Source organism: Lachnoclostridium sp. Marseille-P6806 (assembly GCF_964238185.1).
GTDB lineage: Bacteria > Bacillota > Clostridia > Lachnospirales > Lachnospiraceae > Brotaphodocola.
The window spans coordinates 52626-64649 of record NZ_CAXSLG010000008.1 but is presented as its reverse complement, the minus strand read 5'-3'; the positions used below and the strand labels follow the sequence as shown (position 1 = coordinate 64649).

General features: G+C 44.7%; 15 protein-coding genes. All 15 read right to left on the bottom strand.

Annotation, left to right across the window (positions count from 1 at the left end; all coding sequences use genetic code 11):
* Window positions 1–135: 135 nt before the first annotated feature.
* From ACESON_RS11340 to ACESON_RS11270, 15 genes are read right to left on the bottom strand one after another with little or no spacing between them, the layout of a single operon-like run.
* Window positions 136–708, bottom strand: a complete 573-nt coding sequence (locus tag ACESON_RS11340) for a phage tail assembly chaperone (RefSeq protein ID WP_373109919.1) — start codon at window positions 706–708, stop codon at window positions 136–138.
* A 17-nt stretch (window positions 709–725) separates the two neighbouring features.
* A complete protein-coding gene (locus ACESON_RS11335) occupies window positions 726–1133 on the bottom strand; it encodes a phage protein (protein WP_373109917.1) in 408 nt (135 codons plus the stop codon).
* A gap of 15 nt (window positions 1134–1148) precedes the next feature.
* Window positions 1149–2192, bottom strand: coding sequence for a DUF3383 family protein (locus ACESON_RS11330; RefSeq protein ID WP_373109915.1), 1044 nt, complete (start codon window positions 2190–2192; stop codon window positions 1149–1151).
* Window positions 2185–2829, bottom strand: a complete 645-nt coding sequence (locus ACESON_RS11325) for a hypothetical protein (RefSeq protein WP_373109914.1) — start codon at window positions 2827–2829, stop codon at window positions 2185–2187. The genes ACESON_RS11330 and ACESON_RS11325 overlap by 8 nt, the downstream gene beginning before the upstream one ends.
* Window positions 2826–3197 carry a hypothetical protein gene (locus tag ACESON_RS11320; protein WP_373109913.1) on the bottom strand — a complete coding sequence of 124 codons (372 nt, stop codon included), beginning with the start codon at window positions 3195–3197 and terminating at the stop codon, window positions 2826–2828. The genes ACESON_RS11325 and ACESON_RS11320 overlap by 4 nt, the downstream gene beginning before the upstream one ends.
* Window positions 3197–3667, bottom strand: a complete 471-nt coding sequence (locus ACESON_RS11315; RefSeq protein ID WP_373109911.1) for a hypothetical protein — start codon at window positions 3665–3667, stop codon at window positions 3197–3199. The genes ACESON_RS11320 and ACESON_RS11315 overlap by 1 nt, the downstream gene beginning before the upstream one ends.
* Window positions 3655–4080 (bottom strand): DUF4054 domain-containing protein, encoded by a 426-nt coding sequence (locus ACESON_RS11310; RefSeq protein WP_373109909.1) that lies wholly within the window; start codon window positions 4078–4080, stop codon window positions 3655–3657. Before ACESON_RS11310 ends, ACESON_RS11315 begins: the two co-directional genes overlap by 13 nt.
* A gap of 9 nt (window positions 4081–4089) precedes the next feature.
* Window positions 4090–4419 carry a hypothetical protein gene (locus ACESON_RS11305; RefSeq protein ID WP_373109907.1) on the bottom strand — a complete coding sequence of 110 codons (330 nt, stop codon included), beginning with the start codon at window positions 4417–4419 and terminating at the stop codon, window positions 4090–4092.
* Between the two features lie 18 nt (window positions 4420–4437).
* Entirely contained in the window at window positions 4438–5469 is a 1032-nt protein-coding gene (locus ACESON_RS11300) for a DUF2184 domain-containing protein (protein WP_373109905.1), read from the bottom strand.
* A 15-nt stretch (window positions 5470–5484) separates the two neighbouring features.
* Window positions 5485–5976, bottom strand: coding sequence for a hypothetical protein (locus ACESON_RS11295; protein WP_373109903.1), 492 nt, complete (start codon window positions 5974–5976; stop codon window positions 5485–5487).
* Window positions 5976–7292, bottom strand: a complete 1317-nt coding sequence (locus ACESON_RS11290) for a DUF2213 domain-containing protein (protein WP_373109901.1) — start codon at window positions 7290–7292, stop codon at window positions 5976–5978. The genes ACESON_RS11295 and ACESON_RS11290 overlap by 1 nt, the downstream gene beginning before the upstream one ends.
* A gap of 2 nt (window positions 7293–7294) precedes the next feature.
* On the bottom strand, window positions 7295–8266 hold the full coding sequence (locus tag ACESON_RS11285; protein ID WP_373109900.1) for a minor capsid protein: 972 nt from the start codon (window positions 8264–8266) through the stop codon (window positions 7295–7297).
* A gap of 49 nt (window positions 8267–8315) precedes the next feature.
* Window positions 8316–10148, bottom strand: a complete 1833-nt coding sequence (locus tag ACESON_RS11280) for a DUF1073 domain-containing protein (RefSeq protein ID WP_373109897.1) — start codon at window positions 10146–10148, stop codon at window positions 8316–8318.
* A gap of 15 nt (window positions 10149–10163) precedes the next feature.
* On the bottom strand, window positions 10164–11555 hold the full coding sequence (gene terL, locus ACESON_RS11275; RefSeq protein ID WP_373109895.1) for a phage terminase large subunit: 1392 nt from the start codon (window positions 11553–11555) through the stop codon (window positions 10164–10166).
* On the bottom strand, window positions 11548–12024 hold the full coding sequence (locus ACESON_RS11270) for a helix-turn-helix domain-containing protein (RefSeq protein WP_373109893.1): 477 nt from the start codon (window positions 12022–12024) through the stop codon (window positions 11548–11550). Before ACESON_RS11270 ends, terL begins: the two co-directional genes overlap by 8 nt.

The window sequence follows — 12024 nt, the reverse complement described above, 5'->3', positions numbered from 1 at the left end:
CTTCCTTCTCGAGTTCCCTTGCTTGCATCCGCTCTATATCCCGATCCATGGCATACAGAGCATACAATTTCAGAAACTCATCCAGGGTATATGTACCGTCAGACAATTCTGTTTTCGTACACATACCCGATTTAATTAACGTATAGCACCGTAATTCGAGATCGGTGTAACTGCTGGTGTCGAACTTTCCGTACTTTCGTAGCCGTACTTCTCCTTCAGAGTCTTCATCAGTGCATTGCCAGATCGGGCTCTGAATTTCTCGAAAAAACCAGAGAAATTATTTTTAATCACATGGTATGCCAAAATGTACATGTTCTGGTTTTTTCCAGCAAACAAAGCATTAATGGCATCTTCTGTCAGGATTTCTCCACTTGGATAATCACCGTTTTTATAAGCGATATTTCTGGAGTTTACAAGCAACTCCCTGAGCATCTTCTCGAACTCCATAGGCTTGATGCCTTCCAGAGCCGCTGTAAACGCCGGGATACTGGAAACGATATCATCATTGGAAAGATCAGATACTTCTTCCGCATTTTCATTGTCACCAAAGTCATCTCCAGCAAGAGCTACCAGGGCGCCAAGTACCGGAGACAGAGTTTTGGACAGCTGTGCGGTAATTCTGGCTGCCGTAAATACCGGAAACGGGGAAATGAAAAAGGAAGTGCCATCAATCTGCACTTCCGTCTGCTTTAACATTGCATTATACATTCAATCGTACCTCCTATTTATTCAAATTCTCCTACGGCACACAGCTCCCACTCGCGGGTTCCAGCCGCCTTACCTCTTGAAAATGGGGGCTTTTTTACCACCCAGCTTTCATCTGCAGAAAACACCTCTTCTGATGTTAAATCCTTAATCAGGAGAGGAAAAGAGCCCGTTGCGTCAGTCTTATCTTTCTTGTACTGCTCCAAAAGGAATTTATTTGTCGGACTATTCTGCATAAGGGAAATCTTGACCGTATGACGAGGATCCGGGGAAATGCTTCTTACCACTTCCCCGTCAGCTCCTGCTTCTGATGTGATGCCATCTCCAGTCTCCTCAATCGTCACAAAAGAATCAGCAGCATATCCAGATACGATATGATTTCCTACCGCCATAGTTACTTTCTTACTGTTGTATGTTCTCGTAGCCATATTTAACCTCCTCTTTTAATATCCAAGTTTTCCGCCGAGCTCTGTAAGATGGATCGCTCCAGAGAGGCGTGCATTCCATTTAAGACCAGTCAGCTTACGTGACTTTTTCTGTGCTGCCGTAAAGCTGCTTGCCAGAGGGGCATATGTGGTGTACCCCGGAATCAGGTTTCCATTCTCGTCAATGCTGTCTGTATCAATTCCGCCTGCATTCTGACCGGCTTTCAGCGCTGCTTTCAGTGCATTCTCTACCAATGTGATGCCCCCGTCGGTGAACGGAACCTTATCGTTTGTCACAAGAATGTTGAACACATTCATCTGGATCTGGTTCTTCAGCCAGTCACGGAACCGAATGATATCACACCACTCGTCTCCGATTACTTTTCCGACCTGTGTTACGTTTTTTTTTGCAATCTGAACATAGTAGTTCTCACACTTGCCATCCATTGTGCTTACTTCTGTTGATGTAAATACTCCTGGATTGATAATAGATAGGGTCTTATAGGCCCAGGTCTCAGATCCGGGTGCAGTGCTACTGGTTGCTGCCGCTACCGCGATAGCCAGGAATTTATCATAATCCCCAGTCTGGTTGCTTGCGAGTCTCCAAACATGTGTTCTCATTAATCCGGTCTGCAGGATAGGAGATTCCTCTTCCGCGCCCAAAGTAAGACCGAGCATTTTTTCCTGGGTCTCCGTAAACACGGCCAGTGCATTGTATTTCTCTAAAGAGATTCCAGCTGGTAAAATATGATACCATCCATCTACTGTAAGTGCTCTTTTCACCGCCTCTACCGGATCCTCTTCTTTGATGACGGGGGCAAGATACACCCCTTCCGGCTTCGGATACTGCGCGAATGCTGTCTGTGCGGCCTTATATGCTGCTGTATCTTCTGTGTATCCATCAGTCGCAAGGGTCTGCAAATCCGTATAATATTTGATTTCTCCTTTACTGCTTTCGGCTCCTTTTACTACCAGAAGCAATCCTGATGTAGATACCACCGATGTAGCTGGACTTTCCAAACTGATATCGCAATTCACAATTCCATTAATTGTATTAGCCATTGTTTTTTACCTCCTCTGTTTCAGCTTCTTCAATAATTTCTGTGCTGGTTGATACATAATCATAAGCACCTCCACCTGCAGATGTAGGCTTCCATTCTGATTCATCCTCAACAGGCGATGCCGGTTTCCATATTCCATTTCCGGCATATACTTTTTCTTCCGGCGGCACCTTTACTCCGTATGCACCGGATGCCAGCTGGATATAATGTACATCCAGCTCTGCCATAGTTCGAAATTCTGTTTTTGATTCTCCTAATAATGTCGGAATAGGCTGCACATTCCCTTCATCAATACAGATGTTCGCTGCGCACAGCTCATCCAAAATCTCCGGGCTTGACAGATACAGCAAAAAATCCATCATGTCAGCCATGGTGTCATCGCTGTATCCTCCCCCAACCTTTCCCCCCTTCGAAAATATGTTAATTTCCAGTGTGGCCGAGCATTGATATGCTCTGATTTCATCATTGCGTCCATCGACAATCATGGGAAAGGATTCTTTTCTGGGGTTCCGAAGAGTCAACATCACTGCCGGAAGTGCCGGCTTCTTACTTACTTCGTTCGCCCATACCACATTGGTATGAGTAAAATAATTGGACACCAGATCGAACAGATATTCTTTTAAATCGTATAGCCTCATTCTGCCACCTCCGGCTTTGATGTATATTCCTTCGGCTCATTTTCCGGAACCCGCACAAACTCCGAAATAAAATGTGACAGGATTGTGTTTTTGGCATATCTGCAGCTTTTACACTGCCACCATTGCCCATCTACCCAGATCCAGTCTGCATGTGTTTGTTCCAGCTGATCTGACACGCAAAATTTAATATCAGACCATACCTTTAACATCGGTTCCCGTCTTGCTCCTTCCGCATATACCTGTGATGTATCCATGGGATTCTGGACATCGAGGTTATAAACAGCATCAAAAAATGTCGCTACCTCGCGACCTCTCTCTACTTTCACCTCAAAGCGGCGGACAATATAGTTTTTTCCAAATAAAACCATTACAGTCTCCCCCTTTTTCCGATTTGATAATTCACGTTTCTTCTCATATCCCCTGTATCAATCAAAGGCTTGTCTGATCTTTTTCTCTTTATCGTGGCTGGATCATTTGGAGCATAGGAACCATCTGTAATTTCTGTTTGCATCTTGCCCTTGAGGTAAGCTCCAGTTTCCCTTAATACCTGTTCTGCTGTTGCCCCATTCATAATTTCAGTAACCATCTGATCTAACGTATCATTGATTTCATCTTCATGGAGATCGACAGTATTCCGGATAAATGGTCTGGACGGAATCCCTCTACTTGTTCCTAGCTCATTCCATGCTGCAATATCTGTGATATCTGTTCCATCTTTCTCTTTCGCTTCCCCGCGCTGGAAACCGATAAAACATTCCAGCTTATCAAGTTCCTTGAGAGCCTTTTTTAACCTAAGCCCTTCGGCAGTGTATTCATCTGTAATCTTTACTTTTGCCATGGTCTGACACCGCTCCCATCTATTACAATAGACATGATCATCTGGTTTCGTAACGACAGGAATTGCAGCCCATATACCGTTTTTGCATACTCTGCATCAGTTGGGCTTGATGCAATCAAAGAATTTGCCGACGAATCAAAAGTCAAGCTGGTTTCGCCCTCAGAAACACTTGTTACTCCAGCCACCTGATTCATGGATATATTGGTTCCTGCAATCTTTTCTCCATATCCGGCCAGTTTCATTTTATGAGCAACTACCAGAGCGACGGCCTGTTCATACATATCCTTAAACTTTACATCATCGACAAGCGGACAATACAGAGTAATCCATTTTTTAATTATTTCGTCCTGGATTTCATTAAATTCAGGCATTGTAAGACGAATGATTTCCAGTGCTGTCAATTTCGTCGGCATGATTCCTCCTTACTCTGCCTTTTGGTTTTTTCTTCTACCGGCAGTCTTTTTTTCTGGTTCTTCGGTATCCCGGGAATCACTTTCCATATCCGGTTCATTTTTCTTTTCTTCGGATATTTCTTCTACACTGGCTTCCAGAATCGGTTCTTCGGATATTTCTCCTACATTGGCTTCTGGGATCGGTTCTTCCCTCTTATCGTCCTCGATAACTTTCAGCTTTCCCTCGTCCAAATAATCCGTTACCCACAACTCTTTTCCTGTCACTTCCATTGTTCCGCCGGGAAGCAGCCGAAAAGACTGATTCCCAATAATCTTCATACCTACGTTTTTTACCTTCATGTTTTTTCTCCTTCTTTCTTAAACTCCCTTTGCAAGTAGCATGGAAAATGGATAGTAAATCATTAATCCGGCGCAGCGAGACTCGCAGGGAATCTCGGTTTCCAGATTCTTAACCTGTACCGGATACTGGCGGAACGGCATTGGCAGTTCAAGAGAGAACTTCTCAGTATCCTTCGTGTAAAGGAACATGACATTCTTTCCAGTCGGGTTGAACAACTTTGCATTTGCTCCCAGTTCATTCCAGCTCTCGAAATTCTTAATGTACGGGGAATGCTCCTTCAGGAAACTCAGCACAGTTGTTTCGGTATCCGGAATCCGTCTGGTGGACAGATCCATGTAGATATGAGACGGAAGCGCCAGAGTATCCGGCCTCTCAATGGAATTTGTCAGCTCGTCAATGTACTGCTGCATACCGTTGAGATCTGCGAGAATCTGGTCTGCCGTTTTGTACCGGAACTCTGTTTTATTTCCGCCAGAAGTCTGCACTTCGGACAGAGTAAACTCCGGAATTCCATTATTGTCGGAGAAAATTCCAATCATCTTGTCCTTATCAGAACCAATGAAGGCAATCTGGTTGATCTTCATGTCGTGGGCTCTTCTGGCCGCTGTAGCCTTTCTGGCATCCAGGTTCTTACCTGTAAATGCACTGGCTCTCATTTCCTGGGCGTTGTAGCCATAGGATACACCAATGGACTTGATATTTACTGTGGTCGGTTCTCCTTTAACATCAGCTCTCGGCAGGTCGTCAGCGTAGTTGTTGATGATATCCGCAATACCGGTCATTTCGTAGCCGTACCATGTCGCGCTTTCAGCTCCTTCATCAACCTCTGACGTGATCGGAAGGTAATTCAGAGCAGACAATTCTGGATACTGCTTGTCGTAAGCCTTGGTCTTTACATAATCAAGCTCTCTTGCGAAGAAAGCACTCGCATCATCCACCCCATCAAAATGGTTTACGGACGGTCGTTCGCTTCTTGCAACTTCCATTACTACCGCACTCTCTCGCAGTCTGCGAGCATCTGCAGCATCATATCTCTTTGCATTTTTCATGTTGTTATCTCCTCCTTATTTCATCTCAATTACAGCAATTTCATTGTCTTTGTCCGCTCTACCTGTAAAAATTACATCCGGAAGAGCAACCTTCTGAGATTCAGATCCATCGGAAGCATCAGTAAAGCGACCTACGTTCTCTCCAGAAAGGATAAGCGCAACGCCTTTTCCATAGGCAATCGTTGCCGTAGATGCAACAAGTCCCCAAATGCGTCCACGCTGCATCAGACCTACAGTATCACTTCCGGCAGTTGCGACAGCTCCATTCATAGTCTGTTCCAGCTGCTTAGAGCCATGAACCAGGATTCCCTCAAACTTATCGGCTGCAGTTCCGGTAACAGGCAGCTTAACTGTTTCACCTTCAGAAGCGCCTCTTACCAGCCCCATTCCCGGCTTGACGCTCACATTCGGGTCTGTGGTCCTTGTTACAATTTTCTTCGGGGATAAATCATAGATGCCACCGGGCAGGCCAAGCGGCTGATTGTAGCCATAATCTCTCTGTACCATTATTTATTCTCCTTTCTCATCATGCGGGACATCATTTTATTTCTTGCATCCTCTGCGCTGCTTGTAACTGCGGAATCTGCATGTAATTGGTTTGTATCTCCAACTACTTTCCGGATATTGGCAGCTACCGTCTTGCGATTCATGGCCTGCTGTACGGCGATCTGGTATGCACCGTTCACATAGTCACGGGATTTTCCATCCAGTTTCATTTTCGGGTTTACTGCGCGGATGATCTGTTTCTTACCATCAACTACGCTCTTGGGAACGAATCCATCACCAAGACCAAGTTTGGAAGCCATCTGGCAGATTGAGTACATTTCTGCCCAGTTGCGCTCTACAGAATCCATCTTTACTGATGTATCCTCTGCTGGAGCAGTTGTCTCATCGCCATCCGCTTTTGCCTCCTCCTCTTCGTCCGCTTTGGTTTCTGTCTCCTCCGTTTCCTCACTGTCCGTTTTGGCTTCCTCGATTCCTTCAGCCCCCTCGCCATCAGCAGTCATGTCATTGGCGCCATTCAGCTTATCAATCTCGGACAGCAGCGTTTTAATTTCCTCATGCATGGTCGGGATTTCCTCGGCTCCTACAGTAGACATATCGGCATCTCTACGATCTGCATTGGCTCGAATCTTATCAATCGGATCCTCCTGAGCTTCCCCTTCAGAATCCAGAACCTCTGCGATTCCAGGGTTAGCGGCCATGTACATTTCCACTGCTGCCTGCAGCTGCTCAGGTGTCAGGGCGCCGGCCACGCTGTCAAAATTAAACTTCTTCATGTTGCTTTTTCCTCCTTTTTTTGTTTTGCCATCTAAATTCAATCTGGCCTCGTGCCCCGCTCTCGCTTCTTCCACAAGAGCCAGATGATTGATGCGTATGTTATGCTGAATTGCATCATAGGGCTTTCCTTCCCATGTTCCCGGCTTTTCTTCCAGTTCACACTCATATCCAAGGGAAAGCTCACGCAATCCACTTTTGAGCTGATCTGAATCGTGAATTACAATATCAGCCCGAACGTTATCGCCGTCTCTGAATCCATCAGACAGCATAGTTCCTATAATCTCCCGATGTACATTGTCCTTTGTGACCTCTCCTGCATCGTGTGTTACGATTATAGGCTTGCCTCGATATGTTTTTAGGCTATCTTCGGAAAACACGTCCTCCGGCAGTCTGAGTTCCCTGTGAATGCTTCCATCATCATTCTGATACTCAAAAATTCCACAGGTGGTTACAATCGGGCTGTCCCGAAGATAGCCCTCAGACGTAAAATAAGCCGATGTCAGCGGTATGCTGTCCAATCGGCTCACTCTTCTTAATCTCATATTCAGTTACCTCGTTTTTTGTTCTGCACTGTACCATCTACAGGTATATCCAATTTTTTAAGATCCAGCACTGGCACGGCAATACACCTGCACTGGTAGTCCTCTCCAGGATGACATCTCCTTCCTCTATTGTCTACAATCGGCGGATTGTCCCAAGAGAAAATCTTCTTGTCAAGTTTCTTATGACCGGATCTTACTCTCCCATCTCCTGCGGTTCTCCACTGATACTGACTCACACCGCAGGACTGCTGCTGATAGCGAGTTATTTGACTGTTCAGTTTCCCAATCTGATCCCTTGCTATCAGCCTTGCATGAGACTTCGTGGTTCCATAGCTTTTCTGGATATCTTTCACAATAGCTGTTACCGGCTTACCGCTCATATACGATTCATAAACAACCTTTTTCATGTGATCCAGGGCATCATTGGGAATCGTTACAATCAGGTCAACATTATCAGAAATCCATTGTTCTATCGCCTCCGAGAAGAAATCCCCGTCAAAATAATCTTCGAGCAGATTTATCCCCAAAGTTTTCCCGATTACCTTCTTCCATTCCTTAACCGTCAGCTTCCGATTGGCGTTTGCAATCCGGTTGAGCTGGTCTCTCAGGAAGTAGATATTGAGACCGTTACGAAATGCATTCTTCAAACGTTCAAACCAGCTTTCCATCTTCACAGCTATTATTGCAAGTGTATCCCTTCTATTCATGGCTCTTTCTTCAGCGTTTTCCTTTGCCTTGTCCTTAGAATCAAATGTGAGCTTCTGATTTGCTCTAGGTTCGTCCTTTTCTGCTTCATATAGGATTTGTATGAGTTCAGGTAAAGAAGCCTGTAATTCTGCTTTTAGAGCTTTTGTTACGTACTGATTCATGAAGCGCAGGTAATCCCTTTCCGCAGATTCAGGGAATTTGGGAATGTACTTTGATGGTACGATTGTTTTGCCATGAAACCTTTTCTGGGTCTGCTCGTTCATCATATCTCTGCTGTCAATTTCGACCACTCCCTTTCATCGTTTCGCATATCTTTTATCCTCCAGCAATTAAATTGATAAGCATTTTTATCGACTCTTCAAAGGCAGGGAACAAATCTTCTTGATGTAGTTCTTGAAGACTCATCCATCCGGCTTTCTCCATCTCTTCGTGGTCACACTCTGGAATGCCGTCAAATTCTGTGCATAGAAAAATTGAAGACGGCAGGCAGCCCTTCACTGCTCCGATTTTACCCAGGTACATTACATATTTTGGAGTTATCGAGAATTCCTCGGCTGCTTCCCGGACGGCTGCTTCTTCTGCGTTCTCTCCTTCTTCAATATGACCACCAGGTCCGCAAATAAGACCATTATCACTTCTCTTTCCGCATAGAATCTTTCCGTTCTTTACGACAATTACTGCAGCTCCTTTATTTATGTCTTTACCGTCAGTTGTAATATCGGTTTCCCGGGGCGCCAAATCCTGCTGTTCCGGCCCCAGCTCTGATTCTTTCTGATTTTGGATGCTCTCCTGAATCAGCCCATCAATATCCAGCTCACTTCCAATATCGTCTTCTGATAATATTTCATCAACCTCGAATTCATCTTCAGAGGCTAATGTTCTTCGCACTTCCATGGGGTCTAATGCTTGTATGTCAACGTAGACCTGTGCAGCCTGTGCTTTCGTTAATGCAGCCTGAGCCCTGGAATTATCAAGCTCAGCCTGTTCCTTTTCCGACTTGTTCCATAGTGGAATCGGTTCTGGATCGTATTCTGGGATTTCCTGAATTTCCCCAGTGTTATGTTCTGCCAGCAGAATCAGGTCAATAACCCGCCGGAGATTATCCGTTATATTCAATTCCTGCATCTGCCCAACGTAATCGTAATAATTAGTCAGGTCTCCTTCGCCGGTTGCATTTTCGCCGGCCGGAGAACGTCCGAACAGGACAGTCTGGGGAATATTGGTAACTGCAGATAATAGGTTGCAGCTTTCATCTATAATATCCTTAACTCCGCCCAACTGGAAGGTCTGGAAATTCCACTCCTCGCCCTCACCATCAATAACCATTGTGTTAAGCAACGACCTTGCCATATCAATGAGTTGCATTCTTCGAATAACATCATCTTCGCCGTTTTTTGTTGCCATAAGTGCAGCAAGGTTCTTCATCTTGTAAACTGCCTGTACACATCGTTCGAGCAATCTATAACCATTTCCATGCGTTGTCATAGTATCTCGAAGCTCCCGTTTAATCCGGTTATATTCCGGGATCCCGAAAAACATATAGTCTGTGTTCATGGAGCCAGTTCTCGGAATCTCGCCATTTCGGAAGAGTAACAGCCTCGATTCGTGCACTTTGATTTGCTGGCCTCCGTATATGGGGCTTACCATGTAATACTCAGGTAACGAAAAACGCTCCAAGGATGAAAAATCCAAAGAGCGTGAATAAATGGAATTGTAGTCTGGAGTTACTTCTGGTCTCTCAAAAACCATCATGTTACTGATTCCGATAACAGATGAATTGTCAACAGGTTCGTCCCAGTCTCTCCCATCATCAATTCCAAGAAGAACTACTGCCCCGCCAAAAAGCCGAGACCATTTCAGTGCTTTTGCTGCATTCGATTTCCATTTAAGGCGAGCAAGCTGCTTTTCCACTTGTTTTTCTATATCTGCATTTCCCATCCGGAGGTTATACCCATTTTTTAGGGCGAGTTCTGCCGGCTTGTTGATAATGTTTGTAAATAGTCCATTTGTTGCGTATATCTGTGCCAAGTCTATATCTGGTGTTGGATTTTCATAAGCATACTGGTAATTTTCAAGAGGATCTTTTTTTGTTCCGACCTTATTTACCATGTTCACATATCCATCAAGCCGCAAATTATTATCATTCATCTTCAAATCACCTCCTTAATTTACCAGTCCACTAATGTTAAATTCCATGCCTATTGTAATTTCGTTGAAAGCAGAACTTCCCGCATCTACCATATCCTTGAATTTTGATTCCGGGAATGATTCTAGCTGATTAAGATATTCTTCATTCCAATCTCCTGTCATAATATCAAAATTCCCCATCTGCCATTGTGCTGCCATTGGTGCTGCTCTAGTTGCCTTATCTCCAGACTCCGGAAGTATCCTTATATCGTATCCAGCAAGTAGTTTTGCGTATCCTTGAGCCTGGTCTTTTCCTGCTTGACCTGGATCTTGCGGCAGTCTTTGTCTTACAAGTCCAGACCAACTATATTTATCTCTATCAATTCTTGCCGTCATATAGATGAGTTTCCGTACTTCTCCTGCCTTAATCTGTTTGTTGATAACGTCCAGTACAACAAACCTTCCGCATCTTCTCTTTCCAATCAGCACTCCAGCAGTATATGCTGCATCATTGTCTTCATCCCTGTCAGTAGCAGCAAGATCCCATCCTCGACAAACAGCTATAATATCATCAGGAACTTGACTTAGGATTTCCCCTACCTGAGTGCGTTTGAAAAACAGCCCTGCCGCAGGTTTGATTTTCCAGTTTCCGTAAAGCAATCGTTCTCTTTCCACCAGAGGTAAGGCTTTCAAGTTTGCAAGATAGCTCGGGTTCCTCTTCATCAAGATTTTGTTGTCCTGAAGGGTACTGGCAATAAATGTGACACTCTTGATATCGTCTGCATCTACTCCTTGGTCTACCAATTCTTGCCTTGTATCTGCCCATATCAGTTCATCATTGATTCTTACCAAATATCTGATCTTTCCGCTTCTCTCTTTTATTGGGTATCCGGTTTCTTGATCTATCCACCATGATATAAAATCAGCAACCCACGAATCTGCATCCGGGTTGCAAGTTGCCCTGATATAAGGCTTTATATTCGCATCTGAACGATTTCGAGACATCATGTAGAAAAATTGATATCTGGTAAAGTGTGTCAATTCATCGAATCCTATCATGGTAATCTGTGAACCTTGCCAACTTTCACAATCATCATCACTTCCGAGATGTGCGAAGTTCACGCTTGCCCCACTTGCAAATTCCCAATGGAGTTTCGGCGTCTTCCTAGGTACGGCATAACGGATATTTCTATATAGGCTTCTACTGGAATCCCATAACCCCCCCTGTGCTGTTACCTGGGTGTAATTCCGCCTGAAGATAACCGCACCATAATCTCCATTGTTCTTATGCCGCATTGCCTCCATGAGCAGTCCATAAGTTTTACCACCTCCAGCTGCTCCACCATAGATGCAAATGTCCGCAGACGTTGCCAAAAACTGTTCTTGGGGTCCCGGCTGTGGCTTAATAATAATCCGCTCCTTACTCATGCGGATCACCGTCCCTTCCGTTATCTGGAAGATAGAACACTACATCGTCCTCAGTTTCGATTGCCTCTTGCTTGATGAAATTTTCTGGATTCCTCTTGTACAGATTGGACTTTCTATTATTCAACCAATACATCTGTGCAAGCACATCCGGAGGACATTCCTTTTCCACAGTTCTTACTTTCAAGGGTTTTCTATTTCCATCCGCATCCATCTCCAATACCGTCTCCTTTTCTGTGTACCGATATCCGATGGCACGCTCGTACAATTTCTTCTCCACTTTCGCATCCGCCTGGTCCTTTCCAGCTGTCAATGCTACCATGAAACTTTCATGGTCCTTCTTCCATCTATTCAGTGTTCTGACCGATATTCCGAAGGCTTCAGCTATTTCCACATCGGTAGCACCTTTTATGGCTAAGGACCAAGCCCAGTCATCGTGGTATGCCTGGTTATATTTCAACGGTGCTGCCAT

What these genes read in the sequence shown, in the direction of transcription:
- ACESON_RS11340 (WP_373109919.1), bottom strand. Translation starts at nt 708, where the DNA reads ATGTATAATGCAATGTTAAAGCAGACGGAAGTGCAGATTGATGGCACT.
- ACESON_RS11335 (WP_373109917.1), bottom strand. Translation starts at nt 1,133, where the DNA reads ATGGCTACGAGAACATACAACAGTAAGAAAGTAACTATGGCGGTAGGA.
- ACESON_RS11330 (WP_373109915.1), bottom strand. Translation starts at nt 2,192, where the DNA reads ATGGCTAATACAATTAATGGAATTGTGAATTGCGATATCAGTTTGGAA.
- ACESON_RS11325 (WP_373109914.1), bottom strand. Translation starts at nt 2,829, where the DNA reads ATGAGGCTATACGATTTAAAAGAATATCTGTTCGATCTGGTGTCCAAT.
- ACESON_RS11320 (WP_373109913.1), bottom strand. Translation starts at nt 3,197, where the DNA reads ATGGTTTTATTTGGAAAAAACTATATTGTCCGCCGCTTTGAGGTGAAA.
- ACESON_RS11315 (WP_373109911.1), bottom strand. Translation starts at nt 3,667, where the DNA reads ATGGCAAAAGTAAAGATTACAGATGAATACACTGCCGAAGGGCTTAGG.
- ACESON_RS11310 (WP_373109909.1), bottom strand. Translation starts at nt 4,080, where the DNA reads ATGCCGACGAAATTGACAGCACTGGAAATCATTCGTCTTACAATGCCT.
- ACESON_RS11305 (WP_373109907.1), bottom strand. Translation starts at nt 4,419, where the DNA reads ATGAAGGTAAAAAACGTAGGTATGAAGATTATTGGGAATCAGTCTTTT.
- ACESON_RS11300 (WP_373109905.1), bottom strand. Translation starts at nt 5,469, where the DNA reads ATGAAAAATGCAAAGAGATATGATGCTGCAGATGCTCGCAGACTGCGA.
- ACESON_RS11295 (WP_373109903.1), bottom strand. Translation starts at nt 5,976, where the DNA reads ATGGTACAGAGAGATTATGGCTACAATCAGCCGCTTGGCCTGCCCGGT.
- ACESON_RS11290 (WP_373109901.1), bottom strand. Translation starts at nt 7,292, where the DNA reads ATGAGATTAAGAAGAGTGAGCCGATTGGACAGCATACCGCTGACATCG.
- ACESON_RS11285 (WP_373109900.1), bottom strand. Translation starts at nt 8,266, where the DNA reads ATGATGAACGAGCAGACCCAGAAAAGGTTTCATGGCAAAACAATCGTA.
- ACESON_RS11280 (WP_373109897.1), bottom strand. Translation starts at nt 10,148, where the DNA reads ATGAATGATAATAATTTGCGGCTTGATGGATATGTGAACATGGTAAAT.
- terL (WP_373109895.1), bottom strand. Translation starts at nt 11,555, where the DNA reads ATGAGTAAGGAGCGGATTATTATTAAGCCACAGCCGGGACCCCAAGAA.
- ACESON_RS11270 (WP_373109893.1), bottom strand. Translation starts at nt 12,024, where the DNA reads ATGGCAGCACCGTTGAAATATAACCAGGCATACCACGATGACTGGGCT.